Source organism: Variovorax sp. GW823-FHT04B03, from assembly GCF_058796495.1.
In genome coordinates this window covers 900,902-927,661 of sequence record NZ_JBXAIT010000003.1, presented here as the reverse complement: position 1 = coordinate 927,661, position 26,760 = coordinate 900,902, and the positions used below count along the sequence as shown (strand labels likewise).

Annotated in this window: 30 protein-coding genes; 16 read left to right on the top strand and 14 right to left on the bottom strand. The window is 68.0% G+C overall.

The annotated features are described in order from the left end of the window. Positions 1-100: 100 nt before the first annotated feature. On the bottom strand, positions 101-1,018 hold the full coding sequence (locus AC1RAD_RS17400; protein ID WP_492736190.1) for an AEC family transporter: 918 nt from the start codon (positions 1,016-1,018) through the stop codon (positions 101-103). A gap of 116 nt (positions 1,019-1,134) precedes the next feature. Here AC1RAD_RS17400 and AC1RAD_RS17395 point away from each other — a divergent pair, with 116 nt between their 5' ends. Both AC1RAD_RS17395 and xerD read left to right on the top strand, forming a co-directional pair. Continuing rightward, positions 1,135-2,109 (top strand): tripartite tricarboxylate transporter substrate binding protein BugE, encoded by a 975-nt coding sequence (locus AC1RAD_RS17395; RefSeq protein ID WP_070059541.1) that lies wholly within the window; start codon positions 1,135-1,137, stop codon positions 2,107-2,109. Between the two features lie 67 nt (positions 2,110-2,176). Continuing rightward, entirely contained in the window at positions 2,177-3,091 is a 915-nt protein-coding gene (gene xerD / locus AC1RAD_RS17390) for a site-specific tyrosine recombinase XerD (RefSeq protein WP_307590446.1), read from the top strand. Positions 3,092-3,105: 14 nt separating this feature from the next. On the opposite strand, the gene AC1RAD_RS17385 is transcribed toward xerD, so the two are convergent. Next, positions 3,106-3,990, bottom strand: a complete 885-nt coding sequence (locus AC1RAD_RS17385; RefSeq protein ID WP_062482221.1) for a LysR substrate-binding domain-containing protein — start codon at positions 3,988-3,990, stop codon at positions 3,106-3,108. A gap of 250 nt (positions 3,991-4,240) precedes the next feature. Here AC1RAD_RS17385 and phnD point away from each other — a divergent pair, with 250 nt between their 5' ends. From phnD to AC1RAD_RS17340, 9 genes are all read left to right on the top strand, one after another. Beyond that, on the top strand, positions 4,241-5,104 hold the full coding sequence (gene phnD, locus AC1RAD_RS17380) for a phosphonate ABC transporter substrate-binding protein (protein ID WP_062482233.1): 864 nt from the start codon (positions 4,241-4,243) through the stop codon (positions 5,102-5,104). Further along, positions 5,101-5,958, top strand: coding sequence for a phosphonate ABC transporter ATP-binding protein (gene phnC / locus AC1RAD_RS17375; protein WP_139705637.1), 858 nt, complete (start codon positions 5,101-5,103; stop codon positions 5,956-5,958). Before phnD ends, phnC begins: the two co-directional genes overlap by 4 nt. Beyond that, the gene (phnE, locus tag AC1RAD_RS17370) at positions 5,955-6,773 is read left to right on the top strand and encodes a phosphonate ABC transporter, permease protein PhnE (protein WP_062482225.1); all 819 of its coding nucleotides are present in this window, start codon (positions 5,955-5,957) and stop codon (positions 6,771-6,773) included. Before phnC ends, phnE begins: the two co-directional genes overlap by 4 nt. Before the next feature lie 50 nt (positions 6,774-6,823). Then, a complete protein-coding gene (gene psrA, locus AC1RAD_RS17365; protein WP_492736187.1) occupies positions 6,824-7,927 on the top strand; it encodes an iron-containing alcohol dehydrogenase PsrA in 1,104 nt (367 codons plus the stop codon). A 72-nt stretch (positions 7,928-7,999) separates the two neighbouring features. Then, complete coding sequence (locus tag AC1RAD_RS17360) at positions 8,000-8,968, top strand: Bug family tripartite tricarboxylate transporter substrate binding protein (RefSeq protein ID WP_062482231.1); 969 nt, start codon at positions 8,000-8,002, stop codon at positions 8,966-8,968. Positions 8,969-9,012: 44 nt separating this feature from the next. Then, entirely contained in the window at positions 9,013-10,005 is a 993-nt protein-coding gene (locus AC1RAD_RS17355; protein WP_492736220.1) for a Bug family tripartite tricarboxylate transporter substrate binding protein, read from the top strand. Positions 10,006-10,050: 45 nt separating this feature from the next. Continuing rightward, positions 10,051-10,632 carry a TetR/AcrR family transcriptional regulator gene (locus tag AC1RAD_RS17350; protein WP_095947288.1) on the top strand — a complete coding sequence of 194 codons (582 nt, stop codon included), beginning with the start codon at positions 10,051-10,053 and terminating at the stop codon, positions 10,630-10,632. A 94-nt stretch (positions 10,633-10,726) separates the two neighbouring features. After that, complete coding sequence (locus tag AC1RAD_RS17345; protein WP_492736186.1) at positions 10,727-11,860, top strand: thiolase family protein; 1,134 nt, start codon at positions 10,727-10,729, stop codon at positions 11,858-11,860. Between the two features lie 39 nt (positions 11,861-11,899). Further along, positions 11,900-12,352: a MaoC family dehydratase gene (locus AC1RAD_RS17340; RefSeq protein ID WP_062474638.1), complete on the top strand. Its 453-nt coding sequence runs from the start codon at positions 11,900-11,902 to the stop codon at positions 12,350-12,352. A 12-nt stretch (positions 12,353-12,364) separates the two neighbouring features. Here AC1RAD_RS17340 and AC1RAD_RS17335 read toward each other — a convergent pair whose 3' ends face one another. Both AC1RAD_RS17335 and AC1RAD_RS17330 read right to left on the bottom strand, forming a co-directional pair. Then, the gene (locus AC1RAD_RS17335; RefSeq protein ID WP_492736184.1) at positions 12,365-13,045 is read right to left on the bottom strand and encodes a pentapeptide repeat-containing protein; all 681 of its coding nucleotides are present in this window, start codon (positions 13,043-13,045) and stop codon (positions 12,365-12,367) included. Between the two features lie 8 nt (positions 13,046-13,053). After that, positions 13,054-13,866, bottom strand: coding sequence for a ferritin-like domain-containing protein (locus AC1RAD_RS17330; protein ID WP_492736182.1), 813 nt, complete (start codon positions 13,864-13,866; stop codon positions 13,054-13,056). A 39-nt stretch (positions 13,867-13,905) separates the two neighbouring features. Here AC1RAD_RS17330 and AC1RAD_RS17325 point away from each other — a divergent pair, with 39 nt between their 5' ends. Both AC1RAD_RS17325 and hslO read left to right on the top strand, forming a co-directional pair. After that, entirely contained in the window at positions 13,906-14,430 is a 525-nt protein-coding gene (locus AC1RAD_RS17325; protein ID WP_070059531.1) for a gamma carbonic anhydrase family protein, read from the top strand. A 31-nt stretch (positions 14,431-14,461) separates the two neighbouring features. Further along, positions 14,462-15,460, top strand: coding sequence for an Hsp33 family molecular chaperone HslO (gene hslO / locus AC1RAD_RS17320; RefSeq protein ID WP_307590459.1), 999 nt, complete (start codon positions 14,462-14,464; stop codon positions 15,458-15,460). Positions 15,461-15,472: 12 nt separating this feature from the next. Here the strand turns inward: hslO and AC1RAD_RS17315 are convergent, their stop codons facing one another. Both AC1RAD_RS17315 and AC1RAD_RS17310 read right to left on the bottom strand, forming a co-directional pair. Further along, complete coding sequence (locus AC1RAD_RS17315) at positions 15,473-16,348, bottom strand: NAD(P)-dependent oxidoreductase (RefSeq protein WP_492736180.1); 876 nt, start codon at positions 16,346-16,348, stop codon at positions 15,473-15,475. Positions 16,349-16,373: 25 nt separating this feature from the next. After that, positions 16,374-17,153, bottom strand: coding sequence for an SDR family oxidoreductase (locus AC1RAD_RS17310; protein WP_492736178.1), 780 nt, complete (start codon positions 17,151-17,153; stop codon positions 16,374-16,376). A 106-nt stretch (positions 17,154-17,259) separates the two neighbouring features. Between AC1RAD_RS17310 and AC1RAD_RS17305 the strand changes: the two genes are divergently transcribed. Next, the gene (locus AC1RAD_RS17305) at positions 17,260-18,135 is read left to right on the top strand and encodes an AraC family transcriptional regulator (protein WP_307590465.1); all 876 of its coding nucleotides are present in this window, start codon (positions 17,260-17,262) and stop codon (positions 18,133-18,135) included. Positions 18,136-18,137: 2 nt separating this feature from the next. Here the strand turns inward: AC1RAD_RS17305 and AC1RAD_RS17300 are convergent, their stop codons facing one another. The 8 genes from AC1RAD_RS17300 to pyrG are packed head-to-tail and all read right to left on the bottom strand — an operon-like array spanning position 18,138 to position 24,956. Continuing rightward, positions 18,138-19,121 carry a hypothetical protein gene (locus AC1RAD_RS17300; protein WP_492736175.1) on the bottom strand — a complete coding sequence of 328 codons (984 nt, stop codon included), beginning with the start codon at positions 19,119-19,121 and terminating at the stop codon, positions 18,138-18,140. 52 nt (positions 19,122-19,173) lie between these two features. Next, the gene (locus AC1RAD_RS17295; RefSeq protein WP_492685705.1) at positions 19,174-19,851 is read right to left on the bottom strand and encodes an AAA family ATPase; all 678 of its coding nucleotides are present in this window, start codon (positions 19,849-19,851) and stop codon (positions 19,174-19,176) included. Beyond that, complete coding sequence (gene pnuC, locus AC1RAD_RS17290; protein WP_101492291.1) at positions 19,848-20,480, bottom strand: nicotinamide riboside transporter PnuC; 633 nt, start codon at positions 20,478-20,480, stop codon at positions 19,848-19,850. Before pnuC ends, AC1RAD_RS17295 begins: the two co-directional genes overlap by 4 nt. 22 nt (positions 20,481-20,502) lie before the next feature. Then, entirely contained in the window at positions 20,503-20,781 is a 279-nt protein-coding gene (gene ftsB / locus AC1RAD_RS17285) for a cell division protein FtsB (RefSeq protein ID WP_070059525.1), read from the bottom strand. Positions 20,782-20,796: 15 nt separating this feature from the next. After that, a complete protein-coding gene (gene eno, locus AC1RAD_RS17280) occupies positions 20,797-22,080 on the bottom strand; it encodes a phosphopyruvate hydratase (protein WP_062474653.1) in 1,284 nt (427 codons plus the stop codon). 52 nt (positions 22,081-22,132) lie between these two features. Further along, positions 22,133-22,423 (bottom strand): DUF1330 domain-containing protein, encoded by a 291-nt coding sequence (locus AC1RAD_RS17275; RefSeq protein WP_062474654.1) that lies wholly within the window; start codon positions 22,421-22,423, stop codon positions 22,133-22,135. Further along, positions 22,420-23,277, bottom strand: coding sequence for a 3-deoxy-8-phosphooctulonate synthase (kdsA, locus tag AC1RAD_RS17270; RefSeq protein WP_492736173.1), 858 nt, complete (start codon positions 23,275-23,277; stop codon positions 22,420-22,422). The genes AC1RAD_RS17275 and kdsA overlap by 4 nt, the downstream gene beginning before the upstream one ends. Next, on the bottom strand, positions 23,274-24,956 hold the full coding sequence (pyrG, locus tag AC1RAD_RS17265; RefSeq protein ID WP_070059524.1) for a CTP synthase: 1,683 nt from the start codon (positions 24,954-24,956) through the stop codon (positions 23,274-23,276). The genes kdsA and pyrG overlap by 4 nt, the downstream gene beginning before the upstream one ends. 124 nt (positions 24,957-25,080) lie before the next feature. On the opposite strand from pyrG, the gene coaBC reads away from it, so the two are divergent. Next, a complete protein-coding gene (gene coaBC / locus AC1RAD_RS17260) occupies positions 25,081-26,304 on the top strand; it encodes a bifunctional phosphopantothenoylcysteine decarboxylase/phosphopantothenate--cysteine ligase CoaBC (RefSeq protein WP_492736171.1) in 1,224 nt (407 codons plus the stop codon). After that, positions 26,304-26,744 carry a hypothetical protein gene (locus tag AC1RAD_RS17255; protein ID WP_492736169.1) on the top strand — a complete coding sequence of 147 codons (441 nt, stop codon included), beginning with the start codon at positions 26,304-26,306 and terminating at the stop codon, positions 26,742-26,744. Before coaBC ends, AC1RAD_RS17255 begins: the two co-directional genes overlap by 1 nt. Positions 26,745-26,760: the final 16 nt, after the last annotated feature.

Sequence of the window (26,760 nt, the reverse complement as noted above, 5' to 3'; positions counted from 1 at the left end):
CCTTTCTTTTGCCTACGTTTCTTTGGCGAAGCAAAGAAAAGTAGGTCGGCCGCCGGGCCGAGACCCGGCCCCGGGAAGCAAACCCACAGGGATGCTGAAACTACCGAGGCAGAGCCAACGCAAACGGCAAGCTAACCACCCCCAAGATCGTAGACAGCGTCACCAGCCCAGCCACATAAGGCCCGTTGTATCCCATCCGAGCCGCCAACACATAAGCACTCGAAGCGGTCGGCACAGCAGAAAAAGCCATCAACACCGAAGCCTGCGTAGCGTCCAGCTTTAGTGCAAGCGACAACCCCCAAGCCACGAGCGGCAAGAAGAAATGCCGTATCGCCAGCACAGACATCGCCAACACCTTCCCCCTCCCCAACGTCGCGAACTGCATCCCCGCCCCCGCCGCCAGCAGCCCCAACGCCAGCGACGCAGCCCCGATCCGCGTGAGCGTCGGCGTCAACCAGCCAGGCACCGTGAGCCCCAGTACATTGGCCAGCAGCCCCGCCAGCGTCGCCACGATCAGCGGATTGCGCACCAGCTGCCGCACGAAGCCCGTCTGCGCATGCCGCGTCATCGGCCAAACAGCGGCGATGTTGAACATCGGCACGCACACGCCGATCAGCACCGCGATCAGCAGCAGGCCCTCGGGCCCGGCCAGCCGCTCGGCCAGCGCCAGGCAGATGAAGGAGTTGAAGCGGAACGCGATCTGCGCGCTCGCGGCATGGTCGTGCCGGTCGATGTGCGAGCGCAGGCCCGGCACGAAGGGCAGGGCGTAGGCCATCGCGATGCCGGCCAGCCCGACGCCCACGCCCGCGGTCAGCAGGCTCGAGGTCGCACCGAAGTCGAGCGGGCTGCGCACGATCGAATGGAACAACAGGACGGGAAATAGAAAGTAATACACAAGGCTCTCGACCTGGTCCCACACACGGCGGTCGAGCGCGGTGTAGCGGCACAGGAGCCAGCCGATGGCGATGAGGGAGAAATCGGGGAAGAGCAGCTGCGCGTAGTTCACCGCTTCGAGCATAAACCGGCACAACCGTGGGTATTCCACAGCATGACGGAAAGCCCCGACCCGCTAGCATCCGGGCTTCGCTTTTTTCCGGCCGCCCCGGCCGGTTCCGTCAAGTCAAGGAGTTATCGATGCAACGTCGTCAATGGAGCGCGTTCGTGGGCGCTGCCGCGCTGGTCACAGTGGCAGGTCAGAGTTTCGCGCAGGGCTATCCCACCAAGCCGGTCGAACTGAGCGTGCCGTTCGCACCCGGCGGCACGACGGACATCGTGGCGCGCGTGATCGCCGACCCGCTGGGCAAGGTGCTGGGTCAGCCCGTGGTGGTGATCAACCGCGCCGGTGGCGGCGGCATCGTGGGTGCGGCTGAAACCGCGCGCGCACCGGCCGACGGCTACAAGCTGGGCGTGGCCACGGTGTCGAGCACGGCGGCCAACCCGGCCATCAACCCGAAGACGCCGTACGACCCGATCACCGACTTCACGCCGATCATCAACATCGCGGCCACGCCGAACGTGATCGCCGTGAACCCGAGCTTCCCGGCCAAGAACTACGCCGAGTTCGTGGCCGAGCTGAAGAAGAATCCGGGCAAGTATTCGTACGCCTCGTCGGGCACGGGCGGCATCGGCCACCTGCTGATGGAGCTGTACAAGAGCCTGACCACCACCTTCGTCACGCACATCCCGTACCGCGGTGCGGGCCCGGCGCTGAACGACGTGGTGGCCGGCCAGGTGCCGATCATCTTCGACAACCTGCCCTCGGCGATGCCCTTCATCCAGAGCGGCCGCCTGGTGCCGATCGTGGTGTCGGCGCCGACGCGCGTGGCCGGCCTGCCGAACGTGCCGACCTTCAAGGAAGTCGGCCTGGAGCCGGTCAACCGCATGGCCTACTACGGCATCCTCGGCCCCAAGGGCCTGCCGAAGGAAGTGGTCGACAAGATCAACGCGGGCGTGAAGAAGGCGGTGGAAGATCCGGCCGTGAAGAAGCGCATCGAGGACACCGGATCGCTGATCGTGGCCAACACGCCCGACCAGTTCGCCGCGCAGATCAAGGCCGAGTTCGACGTGTACAAGCAGGTCGTGAAGAAGCAGAACCTCAAGCTCGACTGATCGGCTTCGCTTCCCACAAAAGCCGCCCGCGTTCCGGGCGGCTTTTTCTTTTGTTATCTTGCACCGCATGACCGAGGCCGCCGCCGCTCCCCCCACCGCCGACATCGACACCTTCATCGACGCCCTCTGGCTCGAAGACGGGCTGTCGAAGAACACGCTGGCCGCCTACCGCCGCGACCTCGCGCTGTTCGCGCAGTGGCTGCGCGAACAGCGCGGCGGCATGGGGCTCGACGCCGCGCGCGAGACCGACCTGCAGGCCTACATGGGCGTGCGCCTGTCCACCAAGGGCAAGGCGACGTCGGCGAACCGCCGGCTCACGGTGTTCAAGCGCTACTACCGCTGGGCGCTGCGCGAGCGGCGCATCACGGCCGACCCGAGCATCCGCCTCATGCCCGCGCGCCAGATGCCGCGCGCCATCAAGACGCTGTCCGAGAAGCAGGTCGACGACCTGCTGGCCGCGCCCGATGTCGAGAGCCCGCTCGGCCTGCGCGACCGCGCCATGCTGGAGCTGATGTACGCGAGCGGCCTGCGCGTGAGCGAGCTGGTCGCCCTGAAGGCCATCGACATGAGCCTGAACGACGGCGTGCTGCGCGTGCTCGGCAAGGGCAACAAGGAGCGCCTCGTGCCCTTCGGCGGCGAGGCGCGGCGCTGGATCGAGCGCTACCTCGACGAGTCGCGTCCCGTGATCCTCGACGGCCAGCAGACACCCGACCTGTTCGTGACCGCACGCGGCGCGGGCATGACGCGCGTGATGTTCTGGGTCATCGTGAAGAAGCAGGCGGCCGCGGCAGGCATCCATGTGCCGCTGTCGCCGCACACGCTGCGCCATGCGTTCGCCACGCATCTGCTGAACCATGGCGTCGACCTGCGCGCGGTGCAGCTGCTGCTGGGCCATGCCGACATTTCGACCACCACCATCTACACGCACGTGGCGCGCGAGCGCCTGAAGCAGCTGCACGCGCAGCACCATCCGCGCGGCTGAGGCTGCGTTCGTTCTCAGCTCTTGCGCTTGCGCGCCTCGATGGCCGGCACCAGCGTGTCGTAGAAGGCGCTGACCATGCGCATCTCGCGTCGCTCGGCCAGGCACAGCACGTGGGCGTAGGTAAAAATTTCGGTGTCGCTGAAGCCGACCATGTGCAGGTTGGGCCCCGGCACGAACTCCACGCCCGACACGGCCGCGATGCCCAGGCCTTGCGCCACGGCTTCGCGGATCACTTCGCGGCTGCTGATCTCCATCACCACGTCGACCTCGACCTTGGCCTTGGCCAGCGCCAGTTCGAGCGCCTTGCGTGTGGTGGACCCTTGCTCGCGCAGGATGAGCCGTTCGCCCTGCAGCTCGGCGAGCCGGATGTTGCGACGCTTCGCGAAGCGGTGCGTGGAGGGCACGAACATCACGACCGGGTGCTGGCTGAAGGGCACCGACAGAAAGCGGTCGTCGCGCACCAGCTGCGCGAGCACGCCGACGTCGGCGCTGTAGTCGAGCAGGCGGTCGAGCACGTCCTGTGAATTGCCGGTGCTCACCGTGACCTTCACGTCGGGGTAGCGCAGGCTGAAGTCGACCAGCATCTTGGTCACGTGGTACGGGCCCACGGCCGCCACGCGCAGGTGGCCGGTGCGCAGCTTGCCGGCGTCGCCGAGCAGCGCCACCGCATCGCCTTCGAGGCTGAAGATCTGCTGCGCGAGCTGCATCAGCTGTTCGCCGATCTCTGTGAGTTGCACGCGCCGGCCGCGCCGGTGAAAGAGCTCGACCTGGTAGGCCTCTTCGAGAAAGCGCACCTGCGTGGTGATGGTGGGCTGGCTCACGTGCAGGTGCTCGGCGGCCCGCGTGAAGCTGCCTTCGCGGGCCACGGCATAGAAGGAACGCAGCTGGGTGAGGCGCATCGCGGGAGCCTTTCTGATCTATAGGTTCAGTATATAGATCATCGAAAAAATTTGAATTTGATCGATATGAGTACCAGTGATGTACTCGCGCTCAAGACGGACCAGGCCTCGACAGAAACACGCCGGACGTCCCGAATCCTCGCGTTGTCATGACCATGACACGCACGACTGGAAGACTCGAGACGGGTACTTTTGCCCTTCGAAACGACCTGAGGATTCCATGCAACGCAGACCACTGGAGACAACCATGATGAAGCGTAGAAAGCTGCTGCTCGGCACTGCCGCCGTGACAGCGTCCGCCTTCGTGCCGATGGCACGGGCACAGCAGGTTCTCACTGTCGGGCTGATTCCTTCCGAGGACTCGCGCGCCATGATTGCCAACAGCCAGGCCATGATGGACATGCTGTCCAAGGCCCTCGGTTTCGCGGTCAAGCCCTTCGTGGCAGCCGACTACAACGGCGTGATCGAAGCGCTGCGTTCCAAGCGGCTCGACGTGGCCTACCTCGGCCCGTTCTCGTATGTGCTGGGCACCACGGTGGCCGACATCGAGGCCTTCGCGGTGGCCGAGACCAAGAAGGCCGGGCGCACCTCGTACCACAGCCAGATCGTGACCCACAAGGACACCGGCATCAAGACGGTGGCCGACCTCAAGGGCAAGACCTTCGCCTTCGTCGACCCGAGCTCCACCTCGGGCCATCTGTTCCCGAAGGCCGGCCTGCTGAAGGCGGGCTTCAACCCTGACAAGGATTTCGGCCGCGTGATCTTCTCGGGCTCGCACGACTCGAGCGCGATCGCGGTGCAGAACAAGAAGGTCGATGCCGCGGCCATCGCCGACCGCATCCTCGACGCTGCGGTGTCCAAGGGCCTGGTCAAGCGCGAGGACCTGGTCGAGGTCTGGAAGTCGGACCCGATCCCCGAGTCGCCCACCGTGTGGCGCAAGGACCTGCCCGCCGACCTGAAGACGCGCGTGCAGGCCGCTTTCCTGCAGGTGAAGGACATCCCCTGGTCCGACCAGGGCCTGCTCAACGGTTTCCACCCGACCAACGACGCGGCCTACAACATCATCCGCGACACGGCCAAGGTGCTGAACCTCGACCTGAGGAAGATGAAATGATCGAGATCCGCGGGCTGTGCAAGCGCTACGGCGACTTCACCGCGCTCCACCGTGTGGACCTCACGGTGGCCAAGGGCGAGTTCGTCGTCATCCTCGGTGCGTCGGGTGCGGGCAAGTCGACGCTGCTGCGTTGCATCAACCACCTGGCCGAGCCGAGCGAAGGCGAGATCCACGTGGACGGCGAGCGCTCGCGCGGCGACCGCGCCGGCCTGCGCAAGGTGCGCCGTGACGTGGCGATGATCTTCCAGCACTACAACGTGGTGCCGCGCCTGTCGGTGCTCAAGAACGTGCTGACGGGGCGGCTGGGTTCCATGCCCGCGCTCCTGTCGTGGTTCCAGGTGTTCCCCGCGAAGGACATCGCCATCGCCCGCGAATGCCTGCGCCGCGTCGAGCTCGACCCCAAGGCCGACCTGCGCACCGACACGCTCTCGGGCGGGCAGAAGCAGCGCGTGGGCATTGCACGCGCACTGGCGCAAAAGCCCAAGGTGATCCTGGCCGACGAGCCCGTGGCCAGCCTCGACCCGAAGACCTCGCGCAAGGTGCTCAACTACCTGAAGCAGGCCAGCCGGCAGGACGGCATCACGGTGATCTGCAACCTGCACCAGGTCGACTACGCGCGCGAGTTCGCGCAGCGCGTGATCGGCGTGGCGGCCGGACGCATCGTGTTCGAAGGCCGGCCCGACGAACTGACCGACGAGGTGCTGCACCTCATCTATCCGGGCGGTGTGGAAGAGGGCACCGAGGCCGCCGTTGCGGGCGCAGAGCCTGACACCGCAACGCCGAGCGTGCCCGCCGCCGCCCTTCATGCGGCGCCGGTGCGCACCGCCCCGCAACTCGCCATGGAGCAATCATGATCGCCCTCGGACGCTACAACCTGCTGATCGCCCGAAGCGCCGGCAACCCCGGCTGGTGGAAATACGCCGTGGCCGTGCTCGCCGGCATCGGCGTGTTCTGGTGGGCGGCCATCGGCAGCCAGGTGAGCTTCAGCGAACTCGGCAAGGGCATGCCCTGGATCGCCGACTTCCTCGGGCGCATGCTGCCGCCCAACTGGGAGTTCATGGGCAAGCTCGTGAAGCCGGCCATCGAGACCGTGCAGATCGCGCTGTGGGGCACGCTGCTGGCGGTGATCCTCGCGGTGCCGCTGTGCTTCTTCGCGGCGCGCAACATCTCGCCGAACGTCGCCGTGTTCCACGCGATGCGGCAGGTGCTGAACATCACGCGCGGCATCAACGAGATCATCCTGGCGCTGATCTTCGTGGCGGCCGTCGGCCTCGGTCCGTTCCCCGGCGTGCTGGCGCTGGCGCTGCATGGCGCGGGCATGCTCGGCAAGTTCTTCGCCGAGTCGATCGAGGAGATCGACCAGGGCCCGATCGAAGCGTTGCGCGCCACCGGCGCGGGGCCGATCCAGACCATCATCTTCGGCGTGATTCCGCAGGTGGTCACCGCGTGGATCGGCGTGATCGTCTACCGCTTCGAGACCAACCTGCGCCAGGCCACCGTGCTGGGCATGGTGGGCGCGGGCGGCATCGGCTTCGAGCTCGTGGGCAGCATGAAGCTGTTCCAGTACCAGGACACGGCCACCTGCATCCTGGTGATCGTCGTGATGGTCATGACGGCCGATTACCTCTCGACCCGGCTGCGCGGCTGGATTCAGCAGGGCGCGCGCTGATGGCCCGCTCCCTCCCTGCGGCTCTTGCCGCCTCCTGAAGCCACTTTCCCATGAGCGCCAACTACCACAACCCCGTGCACAGCGTGTACGGGGCAGGGGCCCTGCTGTCCCTGCCGACGCTGCTCGAAGGCCGGCGCGCCGCGCTGGTGACCTTTCCCGAGGCGCGTGCGCTGGGCTTGCTGGACCGGCTGGCGTCGGTGCTCGGCGACGCGCTGGCCTGCACGCTCGACCAGACGCGGCCCAACCCCGACGTGGCGGAATTGGCCGAGACCTACGAATGGTTCTGGCGCACGCACGCCGACGTGGAGGTGATCGTCGCGGTCGGCGGCGGCAGCGCCATCGACACCGCGAAGGCGCTGATGGTGGCCGACGACCACGGGCGCTTCGCGGACCTGGTGGCGGGGCTCGCGGGCGAGCGGCCCTTCGTCGCCACGCGCCACAAGACGCTCATCGCCGTGCCCACCACGGCCGGCACCGGCAGCGAGGTCACGCCGTGGGCCACCATCTGGGATCGCGAGCGGCAGAAGAAGTATTCGCTGCACCTGCCGCAGACCTGGCCGACCTATGCCGTCATCGACCCTGAGCTGATGCTGTCGCTGCCCGCGGCGGTCACGCTGCAGAGCGGGCTCGACGCGCTGTCGCACGCGCTCGAAGCCATCTGGAACGTCAACGCCAATCCGCTGTCCGACACCTTCGCCGTGGCGGCCGTGCAGGACACGCTGGAGGTGCTGCCGCAGCTCATGGCCCGGCTCGACGACGTCGAACTGCGCGGACGCATGGCGCTGGCAGCGCTGAAGGCGGGCATGGCGTTTTCCAACACCAAGACCGCGCTCGCGCACTCCATCTCGTACGAGATGACGCTGCGCTACGGCCTGCCGCACGGCATCGCCTGTTCGTTCCCGCTGCCGATGGTGCTGGCGCGGGCCATCGGCCGCCGGCCCGACCGCGACGCGGTGCTGGCGCAGGCGCTGCGCATGCCGCTGGCCGACGCGCCGGCGCAGCTCGCGGCCTTCATCGAATCGCTGGGCGTGAAGACGCGCTTCGCCGACTACGGCGTGGGCGAGGACGAGGCGCGCGAGATGCTGCGCCATGCGCAGGGCGGGGCGCGCGGGCGCAACTTCATCGGCAACGACGTGGAGGCGCAGGAAGCCTGAGCAGGTGCGAGCCGGAGGTCCGGCGATGTTTCAAAATGGACGCTCTTATTCAAGAGACATCGAGAGACATCCATGAACCTTCGCAGACTCTGCACCGGCCTCGCACTGGCCACGACCGCCGGCTTGGCCATCGCCCAGGGCTTTCCCACCGCCAAGCCCATCCGCCTGATCGTCGGCTACCCGCCCGGCGGCGGCATCGACTTCGCGGCGCGCACGGTGCAGGTGCCGCTGCAAGAGGCGCTCAAGCAGCAGCTGGTGGTCGACTACAAGCCGGGCGCCAGCGGCATGATCGCGGCGACCGAACTCACGCGCCAGCCGGCCGACGGCTACACGCTGCTGCTGGCCAACACCGGCCCCTTCGCCATCGCGCCGTACCTGCAGAGCAAGCCGCCGTACGACCCGATCAAGCAGTTCACCTACATCGGCCAGATCAGCCAGGGCAGCTACATCGCCGTGACGCGGCCCGACCATCCGGCCAAGAACCTCAAGGAGTTCGTGGCGTGGGCCAAGGGCCAGCCCGGCAAGGTCAACTTCGCCTCGGGCGGCAACGGCACCTCGACGCATCTGAACGGCGAGCTCATGAACCAGGTGACGGGCCTGGACATGACGCACGTGCCGTACAAGGGCAGCGCGCCGGCCGTGCAGGACCTGCTCGGCGGGCAGACGCAGATCCTCATCGACGCGGGCAGCGTGCTGCTGCCGCAGGTGAAGGGCGGCAAGCTCAAGGCGCTGGCCGTGACCGGCCCCGTGCGTGACCCGCAACTGCCCGACGTGCCGACGGTGAAGGAGCTGGGCCTCGCAGGCATGGAAGCAGTCGGCTTCCAGGGGCTGGTCGGCCCGGCCAACATGCCCAAGGAGGTGGTCGATCGCCTGTCGGGTGAACTCGCGAAGGCACTGGCGACACCCGAGATCAAGGCCAAGTTCGCGACGGCCGGCGCCGAGGTGCATCCGCTCGGCCCGGCGGCGTTCGCGGCTTTCGTCAAGGCGGACAATGAGAAATGGTCCAAGCTGATCCGCGAGCGCAAGCTGCAGCTGGACTGACCGATCTTTCTTCTTCTCTTCGACGCATGCCTTTCATCGACACCATGAACTTCCTCGCCGCCTCCAAGCCTTCGCGCCGCACCACGACCCGGCTGCTCGCCGCCGCGGCGCTGTGCGCGGCCAGCGGCGCGCATGCGCAGGCCGTGCCGCGCACCGTGCGGCTCATCGTGGCCTACCCGGCGGGCGGCGTGAGCGACGTGGTCGCCCGCGCGCTCGGCGACCGGCTCGCCGTGCAGCTGGGAACCACGGTGATCGTCGACAACCGCGCGGGCGCCAGCGGTGCCATCGGCATGGACGCCGTGGCCAAGGCCGCGCCCGACGGCGCGACGCTGGGCTTCTCGGCCATCAGCCCGCTGGTGCTGAGCCCGCACCTGGGCAAGTTGCCGTTCGACCCGCTGAAGGACATCGTGCCGGTGGCCAGCGTGATGTATTCGCCCGTGCTGCTGGTGGCCACGCCGGCCAGCAAGGCGAAGGACTTTCGCGCACTGATCGCCGAAGCCAAGGCGCAGCCCGGCGCGGTGCGCTGGGCCACGTCGGGGCCGGCCTCGCTCGGGCACATCGTGCTCGAGCAGGTGCGCGCAACGGCCGGCGTGGACATCACGCACGTGCCGTACAAGGGCGGCGGCCAGCAGCTCAACGATGCGCTGAGCGGGCAGTTCGAAATTTTGTCGACCAACGCCAGCCCGACGCTGTCGGCGCACATCCAGTCGGGCAAGCTGCGCCCGCTGGCGGCCGGCGCACCCGCGCGGCTCGAGAGCCTGCCGCAGGTGCCCACGCTGGCCGAGCTGGGCTACAGCGCGGCCAACATCCATTCGCTGTTCGGCGTGTTCGCGCCCGCGGGCACGCCGGCGGCGCTGGTCGCGAAGTACAACGCCGAGATCAACAAGGCGCTCGCCAGCCCCGAGCTGCGCGCCAAGCTCACGGCCACCGACAACGTGCCCGCCCCGGGCACGCCGGCCGCCTTCGCCAAGGAAATCGCCAACGAGTTCGAGAGCAACGGCCGCATCGTGAAGGCCGCGGGCATCAAGGCCGATTGACCCCGGCGCTTGCAGGGGTTGATTTCCCTACCTTATAGTAGGTAGATGCACGACGCTTCCACCCTGGCCCCCGGCGGCACCCGCGATCAGATCCTCGCGGTGGCGCGTGGGCTCATCGAAACCCGTTCCTACCTGGGCTTCAGCTTCCAGGACGTGGCCAACGCGGTGGGCGTGCGCAAGGCCAGCCTCTACCACCACTTTCCCACCAAGGAAGCGCTGGGCATCGCGGTGATCCAGGGCGCCACGCAGGGCTTCAAGGACTGGGTGGCGGCGCGCGCGCGCGAGCCCAAGGACGCGCTCGAATCCTATTTCCGCATGTACCGCAACACGCTGAAGGCCGGCTCGGGCCTGTGCCCGGCGGGCGCGCTGGCGCCGGGCTGGGACTGCATCAACGAAGATCTGCGCCAGGCCGTGCAGGCCCTGCGCAACACCCAGGTGATGTGGCTCACCGGCGTGCTCGGCGCGCTGGTGCCGGCGCAGGCGCAGAAAGACAACCCCGTGGCCTCGCTCGCGGCCTTCGTGTTCTCGTCGTGCCAGGGTGCGCTGCTCGCGTCGCGCATGACGGGGCGCGTCGAAGACTTCGACGACGCCATCGCCCAACTGCGGCGCGCGCTGCCGCTGGACTGACCGATCCGTTTCACCACGGGCACGCTGGACGTGCCTTTTTTTGAACCCCGAAGCCTACCGATTGGAAGGTAGTTTTTCTCCAAGGAGTATTCCCATGAAAGCCGTGATTTCCGCCTACGCCCGTTCCCCGTTCCACTTCGCCAAGAAGGGCGCGCTGGCCGAAGTGCGCCCCGACACGCTCGCCGCCGGCGTGGTGCAGGGCCTGCTGCAGCGCACCGACCTCGACCCCGCGCTGCTCGAAGACATCATCCTGGGCTGCGCCTACCCCGAGGCGTCGCAGGGCAACAACCTCGCGCGCATCGTCGGCCTGCTGGCCGGGCTGCCGCACGAGGTGGGCGGCATGACGGTGAACCGCTTCTGCGGCTCGTCGATGCAGGCCGTGCACATCGCCGCCGCGCAGATCGAGGCGGGCATGGGCGACGCCTTTCTGTGCGTGGGCGTGGAGTCGATGACGATGGTGCCGCAGGGCGGCTTCAACTTCTCGCCCAGTCCCGAGCTGCTGGCGAACACTGATGCCTACATCTCGATGGGCGAGACGGCCGAGAACGTCGCGCAGCGCTGGAACGTGAGCCGCGCCGACCAGGAGGCGCTGGCCGTCGAGTCGCACCGCAAGGCGGCCGAGGCGCGTGCGCAGGGCCGCCTCGCCGGCGAGATCGTGCCGGTGCGCCTGCCCTCCGGCGAGGTGGTCGATGCCGACGGCTGCATCCGCCCCTCGACCTCGGCCGAGGCGCTGGCCAACCTCAAGCCCGCGTTCCGTCCCGACGGCGTGGTGACGGCCGGCACCTCGTCGCCGCTGACCGACGGCGCGGCGGCCGTGCTCGTCACCAGCGACGCCTTCGCCGCCAAGCACGGCCTGAAGCCGCTGGCGCGCATCCGCTCGTTCGCGACCGTGGGCGTCGACCCGGCCGTCATGGGCATCGGCCCGATTCCTGCCACGCGCAAGGCGCTGGCACGCGCAGGCCTGAGCGTGGCCGACCTCGACGTGGTCGAGATCAACGAGGCCTTCTCGTCGCAGGCGCTGGCCTGCATCCGCGACCTCGGGCTCGACCCGGCCACCGTCAACCTCGACGGCGGCGGTCTGGCCATCGGCCACCCGCTGGGCGCCACCGGCGCGCGCATCACGGGCAAGGCGGCGGCGCTGCTGGCGCGCGAGAACGGTCGCTATGCGCTCGCCACGCAATGCATCGGCGGCGGGCAGGGCATTGCCACCATCCTCGAGCGTGTCTGATCGCCCGAGAATGACGGGCAACGCAACAAGGAGACTCCCATGGACAAGCTGTATCTCGAAGACCTGAAGGTCGGCGACCGTTTCCAGAGCGGCGAACACCTGCTCGACGCGGCACAGATCAAGGCCTTCGCGCAGCAGTTCGACCCGCAGCCCTTCCACACCGACGAAGAGGCCGCCAAGAACACCTTCTTCGGCGGGCTGGCCGCGAGCGGCTGGCACACGGCGGCGCTCACCATGAAGCTGCTGGTCGACAGCGGCATCCCGCTGGCCGACGGCATCATCGGCTCGGGCGGCGAACTGCAATGGCCCAAGCCGACGCGGCCCGGCGACGTGCTGCATGTGGTGAGCGAGGTGGTCGACATCACGCCCTCGCGCTCCAAGCCCGGCCGCGCGATGGTTTCGATGCGCTGCCAGACGCGCAACCAGCGCGGCGAGGTGCTGCAGTACTTCACGCCCAAGCTGGTGGTGCACAGCCGCACCGCGACGTCCTGATCCTCGGGCGATTCAGACGACGCGCAGGCCCAGTTCCTCGACCAGCGCGGCGGCCTGGCGGTGGGAGATGGTCGCGCCCTTGAACGGCGCGGCGTTGGCCAGCCGCAGGCCACCCAGGTCCACGTCGCGCAGGTCGGCGCCTTCGAAGCGAGCCAGCTTCAGGTGCGCGTTGCGCAGGCTGCCGCCTTCGAAGATGGCCTCGCGGAAATCGCAGCCCGACAGGTCGGCTTCCGACAGGTCGAGCTGCGCGAGCGTCTGCTTGCGGAACGACAGGCCGCGCAGGTGCGCGTCGACCAGCAGCGAGTCCTTGAACACCACGCCCATCGCCGACACCTCGCCGAGGTGCGCGCCCGTGAGCTTCACGCCCGTGAAGAGCGCCGAGGGCAGCTTGGCGCGCGCCCATTGCGTGTTGTTGAGGTCGCAGTCCTGGAAGCGCGCGTTCGTGAGGTCGGCCAGGCCGAAGTCGGCCTGGCGCGCACGGCAACCGGTCCAGCGCGTGTCGGCCAGCTGCGCGCGGTCGAACGAGGTTTCGGCGAAGCTGCACAGCGTGAACTGCGCGCCGCGCAGATCGAGGCGCGACAGGTCGGCCTCGTCGAAATGGCAGCGTTCGAAATGCGGCGGCGTGTCGCGGCCTTGCAGGCAGGCTTGCAGCTCGGCGCGTGACCAGGTCTGGTCGAAAATCACATCGGTCATCACGAGAATTATTCGGGGCGGGAGTCGGTCAGCGCGCGCAGTTCTGCGGGGCTGAAGCCCGCCCGGCCGCGTGCTTCGAGGTTGAAAGGTGGCTTGTGGCGCGGCGCGTCGTAGCGCGCGACCAAGGCCGGGTAGTTGGCTTCGGCGTCGAGCCCTGCGCGCTCGCACAGCCAGCGGTACCAGTGGTTGCCGATGGCCACGTGGCCCACTTCGTCGCGCAGGATGATGTCGAGGATCTCGACCGCACGCAGCGCGTCGGGCGTGTTCACGCGCTTGAGCTTGGACTGGATCAGCGGCGTGGCGTCGAGCCCGCGCGCCTCGAGCGTGCGCGGCACCAGCGCCATGCGTGCGAGCACGTCGTCCTTCGTCTTTTCGCACATGTTCCACAGGCCGTCGTGGCCCGGAAAGTCGCCGTAGCGCCAGCCCATGGCCTGCAGGTGCGTGTGCAGCAGCGTGAAGTGCTGCGCCTCCTCGTCGGCCACGCGCAGCCAGTCGCGGTAGTAGGCCTCGGGCATGCCGTCGTAGCGCCACACGGCGTCCAGCGCGAGGTTGATGGCGTTGAACTCGATGTGGCAGATCGAATGGATCAGCGCGGCGCGGCCTTCGGGCGTGAAGGGCGAGCGCTTCTGCACGGCGGTGGCGGCCACGCGCAGCGGGCGCTCGGGGCGGCCGGGCACGCCGTCGTCGTCGCCGGGCGTGCGCAGGGGCTCGAGTGCTATGGAAATGGTAGCTGCCTGTGCAGCCGTGGCGCGCGTGGCGGCCACCTTGTCGTCGGGGTCTGTCAGGCGCAGCGCGGCCAGCGCGCTCAATCGGGGGTGCATCCCTACAATTCTAGTTTTGCCCCTCCGGAGACAACCACGATGGCGATTTACGAATTGGATGGCATTGCCCCGCGCCTTGGCGAAGGCGCATGGGTCGCGGACAGCGCCCAGGTCATGGGCAATGTCGAACTGGCCGAGAACGCGAGCGTCTGGTTCGGCGCCGTGCTGCGCGGCGACACCGAGGTGCTGACCATCGGGCGCAACAGCAACATCCAGGACCTGTCGGTGCTGCACGCCGACATCGGCTGCCCGCTGACCATCGGCGACAACGTGACGGTGGGGCACCAGGTGATGCTGCACGGCTGCACCATCGGCGACAACTCGCTGATCGGCATCCAGGCGGTGGTCTTGAATAACGCGAAGATCGGCCGCAATTCGATCGTTGGCGCCGGCAGCGTCGTGACCGAGGGCAAGGAGTTTCCCGACAACTCCCTCATCATCGGCTCGCCCGCCAAGGTGGTGCGCACGCTCGACGATGCCGCCGCCGCCAAGCTGCGGCAAAGCGCCGAGCACTATGTAGAAAACGCCCATCGCTTCGCGAAGGGCCTGAAAAAAATCGCCTGACCCGCGCAGGCACAGAGAGAAAGATTCCGTTTTGAGCGAGCTGCACAAATTCCTGTTCGATGGCCTGCCGGTGCGCGGCATGATCGTGCGCCTGACGGATGCGTGGCAGGAGATTCTTGCGCGGCGCGCCTCCAACACCGCCACCGGCGCCTACCCGCCGCCGGTGGCCGAGCTGCTGGGCGAGATGACGGCCGCGGCCACGCTGATGCAGGCCAACATCAAGTTCAACGGCGCACTCATCCTGCAGATCTTCGGCGACGGCCCCGTGAAGGTGGCCGTGGCCGAGGCCAAGCCCGACCTGAGCCTGCGCGCCACCGCCAAGGTGATCGGCGACCTGCCGGCCGACGCGCGCCTGCCCGACATGGTCAACGTGAACAACAAGGGCCGCTGCGCCATCACGCTCGACCCGAAAGACAAGCTGCCCGGCACCACGCCGTACCAGGGCGTCGTGCCGCTGTTCGGCGACGACGGCCAGAAGCTGGGCAAGCTCAGCGACGTGCTGCAGCACTACATGCTGCAAAGCGAACAGCTCGACACCACGCTGGTGCTCGCCGCCGACGACAAGGTGGCGGCCGGCCTGCTGATCCAGCGCCTGCCCATCAAGGGCGAGGGCAACCTCGAAGGCTCCTCGCAGCAGGTGCACGACGAGGCGCACCAGGACCAGATCGGCCGCAACGAGGAATACAACCGCATCTCGATCCTGGCGTCGAGCCTCACGCGCGACGAGCTGCTCACGCTCGACGTCGAGACCATCCTGCGCCGCCTGTTCTGGGAAGAGAAGCTGCTGCGCTTCGAACCGCAGGCCGGCCTGCTGGGCCCGCACTTCGCGTGCACCTGCGGCCGCGAGCGCGTGGCGCAGATGATCCGCGGGCTGGGCGTGGAAGAGGCCGAGGAAATCCTCGCCGAGCGCGGCGACATCGAGGTCGGCTGCGACTTCTGCGGCAAGCAGTACCGCTTCGATGCGGTCGACACCGCGCAGCTGTTCAAGCCGCTGGGCGACCAGCTGCCGGGCAGCCCGGTCGTCCAGTAAGCGCGACGCGGTTCAAGCGGGCTGCGGCGGTTGCCGCAGCACCTTGACCATCGCGGCCAGGCGCTCGTTGCCCAGGCCCGCGCGCAGCGCGCGCTCGAACTGCCCCTTCAGGAAATCCGGAAAGCCCGCGTCGAGTTGCGCCTCGCGCGCCTGCTTCACGAAGAGCCGACCCGAGCCCGCGCAGGTGGCCATCGAACTCTCGGGCTCGCCGTACTGGCCGGTGTGGATGGCCTCGCCCTCGGCCTGGATCATTTCGCCGAGCACCGGCGAGATCGCGCCGATCATCTGAGAGAACCCGTCCACCGGCAGCCCTTCGGCTTCGCAGATGCGCACGCCGTGGAAGAAGCCGCTCATCGCTCCGAACATGCACGAGAGCGTGGCCAGGTCCCAGGCCGCAGCGTTGCCGATCGGCTCGCCCATGTGCTGGATGTTGCCGGCGATGGCTTCGAGCAGCGGCCGGCAGGCGGCGAGGGCGCGTGCTTCGCCGGAGATGAAGAGCGGCGTGTCGGGCCGGCCGATCTGGCCCGGCGTGGCGAGCAGGGCGCCGTCGAGGTACGCCACGCCGCTGAGCGCGGCCCAGTCGTCGCGCGCGTCCTGCGGCGTGCCGGTGCTCAGCTGCACCAGCACCTTGCCGCGCAGTGCGTCGTGAACGCCGGGCGTGGCGAGGATGGCGCGCGACGCCGGGTAGTCGGCCACGCAGACCAGCACCACGGGGCTGGCCTGCACTGCGGCCAGGGCCGTCGGTGCGAGCACCGTGCCCTGGTTCAGGAGGGGCGTGGCGCGCTCGGCGGTGCGGTTCCACACCGTCAGCGTGAACTTCGACGATTGAAGGGCGCGCGCGAGGGCGATGCCCATGGGGCCGAGGCCGATGAGGGAAACGTCGGTCATGTGAGGTCCTTGGTGAGAGATCGGATCAGGCGGCCGCCGGCGTCAGGCCCTGGCCCAGCCCGCCATCGACGGTGAGTCGGGCGCCCGTCGTGAAGGTCGCCTCGAAGGCGAAGAACAGCACTGCGCGCGCCACTTCGGCCGAGGTGCCGTGGCGCCGCATCGGCGTGATCTGGTCGCCCAGGCGCATGAACTCGGCGCGCTCCTCGGCGCTCGCGTCGGTCACGCCGAGCGTGGGTGTGTCGATGAAGCCGGGGCTCACCACGTTCACGCGGATGCCGCGTGTCACCAGCTCCGCCGCGAAGCCCGAGGCCATCGAGCGCAGCGCGGCCTTGGTGGCGCTGTAGACGCTCATGCCATGCATGCCGCCTTCGTCCGCGATGGACGAGGTGAAGACGATGGCGCTGCCCGCCGGCATCAGCGGCGCCAGGCGCTGCACGGTGAAGAACGGGCCCTTGGTGTTGACGGCGAAGGCGCGGTCGTAGCCGGCCTCGGTCACCTGCTCGAAGGGTTCGAGCGACGAGATGCCTGCGTTGATGTGCAGCAGGTCGATGCGGCCGAAGCACTCGCGCACGGTGGCGGCGAGGGTGTCGATGTCGGCCAGCGAGGCCGTGTCAGATGCCAGTACATGTGCGCGCGGGCCGAGCACGCGGCGCACGGCCTCCAGGTTCTGCGGGTTGCGTCCGGTCACGAGCACGTCGGCGCCGCCGTCGAGCAGCGCCTGCGCGGTGGCCAGGCCCATGCCGAGGGTGCCGCCGGTGATGACGGCCTTCTTGCCTGCGTAGGGGGTGTGGGGTGTGGTGTTCATGGCCGTCGATGATCCGGATCGCACGGCTTGCGGTCGCGCACGTTCAGCCGTGGGGGAGCACAAACGGCCGACGGCATGCACGCCGCCCGCGGCCCATAATGTTTCGATGAGCGATACCGATCTGGACACCGATCTGCACGGGCACGGTGGTGCGGCGTCCGAGGTGGCGCTGTCGGCCGACAGCTTCGTCGCGCCGCCCGCCACCGACAGCCTGCGCGTCGACGTGCGCCAGACCCCCGGCGGCGTGGTCGGCTACGAGGCGCTGCCCGACCACCGCCTCAAGCTGCACGCGGGCGCGCCGGTGGCGGGCGCCTGCCAGTTCCACCGCTTTCTCTACACGCGCGGCGACCTCGACATCCTGCCGGCCGGCAGCACCGACATCTGGCATGAAGAGTCGCCGAGCACCTCGGTCGTGGTGCGCATGGCGCCCGCGCTGCTGGTGCGCACGGCCGACGAGATGGGCCTGCCGGCCGAGCGCGCGGTGCTCGGCGAACGCCACCAGTTCCGCGACCCGCAGATCGAGCACATCGCCTGGGCGCTCGACGCCGAACGGCGCGCGGGCTTTCCCAATGGCCGGCTCTACACCGACAGCCTGGGCACCGCGCTCGCGGTGCAACTGATCGCGGCCGGCCCGCAGGTGGCGCCGTCACCCGCGCAGGGGCTGACGCGGCTGCAGCTGAAACGCGTCACGGAGTTCATCGAGGCGCACCTGGACGGCGACCTGTCGCTGGCCGCGCTGGCCGAGGTTGCGGGCCTGAGCGCCTCGCACCTGAAGACGCAGTTCAAGCGCTCCACCGGCCAGGCGGTGCATGCCTACGTGGTGCATCGCCGCGTCGACCGCGCGCGCAGCCTGCTGCTGAACAGCGAGCTGCCCGCCAGTCTCGTGGCGCTCGAGAGCGGCTTCTCGCACCAGAGCCACATGGCGCGCTGCATGCGCCGCGTGCTGGGCCTCACGCCCGGCGAGGTGCGGCGCGCGGCCTGAGCTCAACGCGCTGCGTCGTCGAAGGCGCCGAATGCGATGTCGGGCGCGCTCGTGTTGTGCTTGGAGGGCAGGCTGCGGCCGAAGCGCACCTGCGTGGCATTCAGCGTCTTCACCTCGGGCAGCGGCAACGCCTGCTCGGCCGCCTTCGGCGAAGCCTGCCAGCGCACCTCGCTCATGTCGGCGTTGTCGGGCGCCACGTACATCGAGCGCAGCACCGCGAAGGGCTGCTTGGCGCTGGCTGTGGGCTTGGAGAGCGTCACGTCGAGCGCAGTGCGGGTGCGGCTGATCTCGGTCACGCGCGCCACGGCGCTGCCGCCGTCGGCGAAGCGCAGGTGGATGGCCAGCGGTTTCGGTACGACGCGGATCGATGCGATGTCCACCACCGGCCGCCCGGCCTGCACGACCGGGCCGAGCAGGAACGACGAGCCGTACACGCCGTCGCCGAAGCGCGCCTCGGGCAGCGGCTTGAGGCGCCAGTAGCCGTCGGAGGGGTAGAGCACGATGGCCTCGAGCGCCTTGCCGTTCTCCTTCTTGAACACCTGCAGCAGGTGAAAGCCGCGGTCGTGGCGCGCGCCGACCTGCACCGGCACGCGCGCCGGACGCCAGAAGGTCGGCAGCGTCATGCCGACGATGCGCCACTGTGCGTTGTCGAGCAGCACGACGGTGCGCTTCCTGAAGCGGTGCGCCGGGTCGGTGGGGTGGGCGCCGCCGTCGAAATTGCAGCCCGAGAAATCGGGCGCGGTGACGTCGTTGCCGATGGTGCCGAGGTAGCTGGGCTGCAGCGCTTCGATGCGCAGGCGGCGGATGCCGTCGCCGCGCAGCACCATCGACACGTTGTCTTCCTCGGCGCAGGCGGTCGGGGTGGTGGCGTTCTCGACGGTGGCGGCCGCGGGGGCCGCAGAAGCCGTGCCGGCGGTCAGCAGCAGGGCGAGGAAAGCGGCGGCGGGAGCGCGCGAGGCAGGGCGCGCAGCAATCGAAACGGGCATCGTGTCTCCGGTGAAGGGGAGAGGGCGCGCGAACGCGCAGGAGCCGGAAGGCTCAGGGCGGGTCGCGGCGCGCCATCAGGTCGCTGAAGAGCTTATGTTCGCATTCCGGGTCGGAACACTTCTCGCAAGGCCATGTCCACGAGGCGGGCTTGGCATCGCGGCGGGTGCGCGTGCGGGCACGGCCTTCGTTGCCGGCGATGGTGTTGATCGCGTTCCAGGCGTTCGCAAGCCGTTCGCCGCCGCTACCGTGCACGACCGAATACGAGAGCCCGGCGCGCGTGAGCGCGGCGCGCACCAGCGTGTCGGTCGGCTGGCGCGCATGCGGGCCGTCGCGCATGTCGTCGGCCACCCAGGGCAGGTCGAGCGCGGTGAGCAGCGTGATGGCATAGCGCCGCTGCGCGGCCAGCGCGCTGTCGTAGAGCGAGGTGTCGGCGAACAGCTGCTCGCTGTAGACCGCTGTCATGAGTGCCGTGGTGTCGGCCACCACCACGCCCGTGGCCGCAGCGGCGTCGATGCGGCGCATCTGTTCGTCAGCGATGGCCTGCTGCTCGTCGGGGCGGGGCGTGCGGCCCTCGCGCTCGCACCATTCGCGCAGGTACTCGCCCACCAGCGTGACGGGCGTGCCGCGGTCCTGCAGGCGCTGTGCGATGGCGCGCGAGAGCTCGGTCTTGCCCGTGCTCTCGGCGCCCACGAGCGCGATGACGCAGCCGGTCGGCAGGTTCGGTGTCATGCGGGCACCGCCTTCGCGGCGGCCTTCGGCAGGCGTCGCTGCCATGCCAGGAAGCCGGCCACGCTGAGCACGGCGAACACCGCGTACAGCGCTGTCGTGAGCCACAGGCCCTTGTGGATGAACAGGCCCACGCTGACCACGTTCACGGCCAGCCAGATGAGCCAGTTCTCGATGAACTTGCGTCCGAGCAAAAACTGCCCGACCAGGCTCAGGCCGGTGACAAAGCCGTCCCACCAGGGCACGTCGGTGTTGGTGAAGCGGCGCAGGAAGAGGGCGACCACGGGCCACGCAATGGCGCAGGCCACGAGGGCGTATGCGGTGCCGCGCGGCGACAGCCGGCTGACCCGCAAGGCGCTGCCGTCGGCGCGAAAGCCGCGCAGCCATTGGGCCCAGCCCCACAGGGCGACGACAGCGAAGAAGACTTGGAGGGAGGCGTCGCCGTAGATGCGTGCGTTGGCGAACACCACCACGTAGAGCAGCGAGCTGACGATCGCCAGCGGCCAGCCCCAGTGGATTTCGCGCATGTTGCAGCCGACCATCGCGAGCGCGAGCACGGCGGCGACGAGCTCGAGCCAGGTGACGGGAGAACCCCACAGCGCAAAGGCGGAGGCCGAGAGAAGCTCTGGCATCGAGAAGCGGCGAAGGAAAGGATCAGTGCGCGATCTGCACGAAGACTTCGTTCGGTTTGACCATGCCGAGTTCCGCGCGCGCGCGTTCCTCGACCATCTCGAGGCCGTCTTTCAGGTCATTGACTTCGGACGCGAGCCGCTCGTTGTTGAGGGCGGCCTTGGCGTTGGCGTCCTTCTGGTCGGCCAGCTGGGTTCTCAGCTGGGCGACCTCGCGCACGCTGCCGCGCCCGTTCCACAGCTGCCACTGCAGGATGACCAGCAGCAGCACCAGGATGAGAGGAGGGACGAAGCGCGCGCGCATGCAGGCTGCGAGGCGCTACTTGAGGTTGTAGAACGCGCCGCGGCCCGGGTAGACGGCGATGTCGCCGAGGTCTTCTTCGATGCGCAGCAGCTGGTTGTACTTGGCGATGCGGTCCGAGCGCGACAGCGAGCCGGTCTTGATCTGGCCGGCGTTGGTGCCCACGGCGATGTCGGCGATGGTGCTGTCTTCGGTTTCGCCCGAACGGTGCGAAATGACGGCCGTGTAGCCCGCGCGCTTGGCCATCTCGATGGCGGCGAAGGTTTCGGTCAGCGTGCCGATCTGGTTGATCTTGATCAGGATCGAGTTGGCGATGCCCTTGTCGATGCCTTCTTGCAGGATCTTGGTGTTGGTGACGAACAGGTCGTCGCCCACCAGCTGCACGCGCTTGCCCAGGCGTTCGGTCAGGTGCTTCCAGCCGTCCCAGTCGCCTTCGTGCATGCCGTCTTCGATGCTGATGATCGGGTACTTGTCGACCCAGGTCGCGAGCATGTCGGTCCAGCTCTCGGCCGTGAGCGACAGGTTTTCGCCCGACAGCACGTACTTGCCGTCCTTGTAGAACTCGCTGGCCGCGCAGTCCAGGCCCAGGGCGATCTGTTCGCCGGCGGTGTAGCCGGCCTTGTCGATGGCTTCCAGGATCAGCTGGATGGCCGCTTCGTGGCTCTCGACGCTGGGGGCGAAGCCGCCTTCGTCGCCCACGGCGGTGCTGATGCCGCGGTCGCCCAGGATCTTCTTCAGGGCGTGGAACACCTCGGCGCCGTAACGCACGGCCTCGCGGAAGCTCTTGGCGCCCACGGGGATGATCATGAACTCTTGCAGGTCCAGGCTGTTGTTGGCGTGCGCGCCGCCGTTGATGACGTTCATCATCGGCACCGGCAGCTGCATGCCGCCCATGCCGCCGAAGTAGCGGTACAGGGGCAGGCCCGACTCTTCGGCCGCGGCGCGGGCCACGGCCATCGAGACGGCGAGGGTGGCGTTGGCGCCCAGGCGGGCCTTGTTGTCGGTGCCGTCCAGGTCGATCATCGTGCGATCGAGGAAGGCCTGTTCGCTGGCGTCCAGGCCCAGCACGGCTTCCGAGATCTCGGTGTTGATGTTCTCGACGGCCTTCAGCACGCCCTTGCCGAGGTAGCGGCTCTTGTCGCCGTCGCGCAGCTCGATGGCCTCGCGCGAACCGGTCGAAGCGCCCGAGGGCACGGCCGCACGGCCCATGGTGCCCGACTCGAGCAGCACGTCGCACTCGACGGTGGGGTTGCCTCGGCTGTCGAGAATTTCGCGGCCGACGATGTCAACGATTGCACTCATCTCTATCTCTTTCTCTGGGTCTCTTGGTGGAGTGGACTGGCAAAAAACGGAATCAAAGGCCTTCGACCGCGATCATGTTCATGATGGCGGCGCCGGCACGCGCTTCACGCGCCTTCAGGTATTCGGGCGTCTCGTAGAAGGCCTTGGCCTTCTCGAAGCTGGGGAATTTGAGCACGACGACGCGGGTGGGCTTCCAGTCGCCTTCGAGCGGCTGCACCTGGCCGCCGCGCACGCAGACTTCGGCGCCGTGCGCCTGCATCGCGACGCTCGACCACTTCTTGTATTCCTCGTACTGCGTCGGGTTGGTGACTTCGACGTGGGCGATGACGTAACCGCTGCTCATGCTTGAAAACTGTCCTCGAGGAAAGCGTTTTTCTTGGTGACCCGGTCGAGCGCGACGAGCGTCTCGAGCAGGGCCTTCATGTGCTTGAGCGGCACGGCGTTGGGGCCGTCGCTCAGGGCTTTGTTCGGGTCGGGGTGCGTCTCCATGAAGAGACCGGCCACGCCCACGGCCACGGCCGCGCGCGAGAGCACCGGCACCATCTCGCGCTGGCCGCCCGAGCTGGTGCCCTGGCCGCCGGGCAGCTGCACCGAGTGCGTGGCGTCGAACACCACGGGCGCTTTTGTCTCGCGCATGATCGCGAGCGAACGCATGTCCGAGACGAGGTTGTTGTAGCCGAAGCTGGCGCCGCGCTCGCAGGCCATGAAGCTGTCTTCGTCCAGGCCGGCTTCCCTGGCGGCAGCGCGGGCCTTGTCGATCACGTTCTTCATGTCGTGCGGTGCGAGGAACTGGCCCTTCTTGATGTTCACCGGCTTGCCCGACTGCGCCGCGGCGTGGATGAAGTCGGTCTGGCGGCACAGGAAGGCAGGCGTCTGCAGCACGTCGACCACCTTGGCGGCCTCGGTGATGTCTTCATGGTTGTGCACGTCGGTCAGCACGGGCAGGCCGAGTTCGCGCTTCACCTTGGCCAAAATTTCGAGGCCCTTGTCGCGACCCGGGCCGCGAAAGCTCGTGCCCGAGGAGCGGTTGGCCTTGTCGAAGCTGCTCTTGAAGATGAACGGGATGCCCAGCGACGCGGTGATTTCCTTCAACGTGCCGGCCGTGTCCATCTGCAGCTGCTCGGATTCGACCACGCACGGGCCGGCGATCAGGAAGAAAGGCTGGTCCAGCCCGATGTCGAATCCGCAAAGCTTCATGCCACTGCCTTGAGCGTCTTGTTGGTGCTGCCCGCGCCCTTGTCCTTGTGGTCGAGCGCCGCCTTGATGAAGGCGTTGAACAACGGATGGCCGCCCCACGGCGTTGACTTGAACTCAGGGTGGAACTGCACGCCCATGAACCACGGGTGCACGTTCTGCGGCAGCTCGACGATCTCGGTCAGGTGCTCGCGCTGCGTGAGCGCCGAGATCACGAGGCCGGCGTTGCGCAGCTCGTCCAGGTAGTTGACGTTGGCTTCGTAGCGGTGGCGATGGCGCTCGGTGACCACGTCGCCGTAGATGCTGTGCGCCAGCGTGCCCGGCGAGACGTCGGAGCTTTGCGCGCCCAGGCGCATGGTGCCGCCGAGGTCGGACTTCTCGTCGCGCGTCTTCACGGTGCCGTCGCGGTCCTTCCACTCGGTGATCAGCGCGATCACGGGGGTGGGCGTTTCCGGGTCGAACTCGGTGCTGTTGGCGTTCTTCAGGCCGGCCACGTGGCGGGCGTACTCGATGGTGGCGACCTGCATGCCCAGGCAGATGCCCAGGTAGGGCACCTTCGATTCGCGGGCGAAGCGGGCGGCCGAGATCTTGCCTTCCACGCCGCGCTGGCCGAAGCCGCCGGGCACCAGGATGGCGTCGTACTTGGCCAGGCGCGACACGTCTTGCGCCGAGATGGTCTCGGAGTCGATGTAGTCGATCTTCACGCGCGCATGGTTCTTCATGCCGGCGTGGCGCAGCGCCTCGTTGAGCGACTTGTAGCTGTCCGACAGGTCGACGTACTTGCCGACCATGGCGATCGACACTTCCTGTTGCGGATGCTCGACCTCGTACACCAGCTCGTCCCAGCGCGTGAGCTTGGCCGGCGGGGTGTTGATGCGCAGCTTGTCGCAGATCAGGCCGTCCAGGCCCTGTTCGTGCAGCATGCGGGGCACCTTGTAGATGGTGTCCACGTCCCACATCGAAATGACGCCCCATTCGGGCACGTTCGAGAACAGCGAGATCTTGGCGCGCTCGTCGTCGGGGATCGGGCGGTCGGCGCGGCACAGCAGGGCGTCGGCCTGGATGCCGATGGCGCGCAGTTCCTTGGCGGTGTGCTGCGTGGGCTTGGTCTTGAGCTCGCCGGCAGCGGCGATCCAGGGCACGTAGCTCAGGTGCACGAAGGCCGAGTTGTTCGGGCCCATGCGCAGGCTCATCTGGCGCACGGCTTCCAGGAAGGGCAGCGACTCGATGTCGCCCACGGTGCCGCCGATTTCGACGATGGCCACGTCCACTTCATGCGCCGTGCCGATGCCGGCGCCGCGCTTGATGTATTCCTGGATCTCGTTGGTGATGTGCGGAATGACCTGGACGGTCTTGCCGAGGTAGTCGCCGCGGCGTTCCTTCTCGAGCACGGTCTTGTAGATCTGGCCGGTCGTGAAGTTGTTGGCCTTGCGCATCCGCGTGTTGATGAAGCGCTCGTAGTGGCCGAGGTCGAGGTCGGTCTCGGCGCCGTCATCGGTGACGAACACTTCGCCATGCTGGAACGGTGACATCGTGCCGGGGTCGACGTTGATGTACGGATCGAGCTTGATGAGGGTGACTTGGAGGCCGCGCGATTCGAGGATCGCGGCGAGCGAGGCGGAGGCGATTCCCTTGCCAAGGGAAGATACGACACCACCGGTGACGAAGACAAATTTGGTCATGCCAGTTCCGGACGCGTGAATCCGGGCAGTGGGAAATTGCGATTATAGGTGTCCCCTTTGTGCCTCCACGGCCGAAGGCCATCCCATTCCTGATCTTGTCGGTATGTGAGCAACAATATGTCCCATGCAAGATCTCGCCGGCAAACACATCGTCCTCGGACTCACAGGGGGCATCGCCTGCTACAAATCGGCCGAGCTGTGCCGCCTGCTCGTGAAGGCGGGCGCCACTGTCCAGGTCGTGATGACCGAGGCGGCCGAGCAGTTCATGACGCCGGTCACCATGCAGGCGCTCTCGGGGCGCACCGTCTACACCTCGCAGTGGGACGCCCGCGAGCCCAACAACATGCCGCACATCAACCTGAGCCGCGAGGCCGATGCGATCGTGCTGGCGCCCTGCAGCGCCGACTTCATCGCGCGGCTGGTGCAGGGCCGTTCCGACGAGCTGCTGAGCCTGCTATGCCTGGCACGCCCGACCGACCGCGTGCCGCTGTTGATCGCCCCGGCCATGAACCGCGAGATGTGGGCCCATCCGGCCACGCAGCGCAATTTGATGCAGGTGTCGGCCGACGGCGCGACCGTGCTGGGCGTGGGCAGCGGCTGGCAGGCCTGCGGCGAAACCGGCGACGGGCGCATGCTCGAACCGGCGCAACTGCTCGAGGACATCACGGCCTTCTTCCAGCCCAAGCTGCTGGCAGGGCAGAAGGTGCTGGTCACGGCCGGCCCGACCTTCGAGGCGCTGGACCCGATCCGCGGCATCACCAACCATTCGTCCGGCAAGATGGGTTTTGCCATCGCCCGTGCGGCGCGCGAGGCCGGTGCCGAGGTCACGCTGGTGGCCGGCCCGGTGCACCTGCCGACGCCGCGCGGCGTGAGCCGCATCGACGTGCTGTCGGCGCAGGAGATGCTCGAAGCCACCACCCGTGCGGCGCAGGCAGCTAGCATTTTTGTAGCAACAGCCGCCGTGGCCGACTGGCGTCCGGCGACGCACAGCGACCAGAAGATCAAGAAGGACGGCAGCGGCCAGACGCCGGTGCTGCACTTCGTCGAGAACCCCGACATCCTGCTCACCGTGGCCAAGAGCGAGCGCGCGCAGACCAAAAAACTGTTCTGCGTGGGCTTCGCCGCCGAGAGCGAGAACCTCGCCGAGCACGCCAAGGCCAAGCGCGAGCGCAAGGGCATTCCGCTGCTGGTGGGCAACATCGGCCCGCTGACCTTCGGGCAGGACGACAACGCGCTGCTGCTGGTGGATGCCAAGGGCGTGCGCGAGCTGCCCCGCGCGCCCAAGCTGCGGCTGGCGCGCGAACTGATGACGGAAATTGCCGCGCGACTTCCCGATTGGAGGGCCTGATGAACACCGAATCGAACACACCCCCCAACGGCGACTTCGCCCGTTACGTGGAGCAGCTGTCGGCGCGGGCCGGCCAGTCCGTCCGTGTCCCGGGCAAGGAATCCGAGCACGGGTTGGACGTCGGCATGACGCCTTCACCCGGTGCGCAGGGGACCACCGTCGCACGGCGTGAATCGCCGGCTGGCGAGGCCGCGAAGGCTGACGGCAGCAAGGCCATCCCCCCGGGCACGCTCAAGGTGCTGGCCGGCATGGGGGCGATGGTGTTCCTGGTGCTGTGGGCCATCGGCGTGCCGCTCTCCGTGCTCGTCCTGGGCGCCGCCGCGGCGGCCTGGTTCGGCAAGCGTTTTCTCAAGGGGCTCAACCTGAGGCCCGGGGTCGCCAAGTGGCAGCAGGTGCTCGAAGAGGCCGCGCGCAGGCAAAAAGAACAGCAACAGAAATAAACAAGGCAGCAAGTCA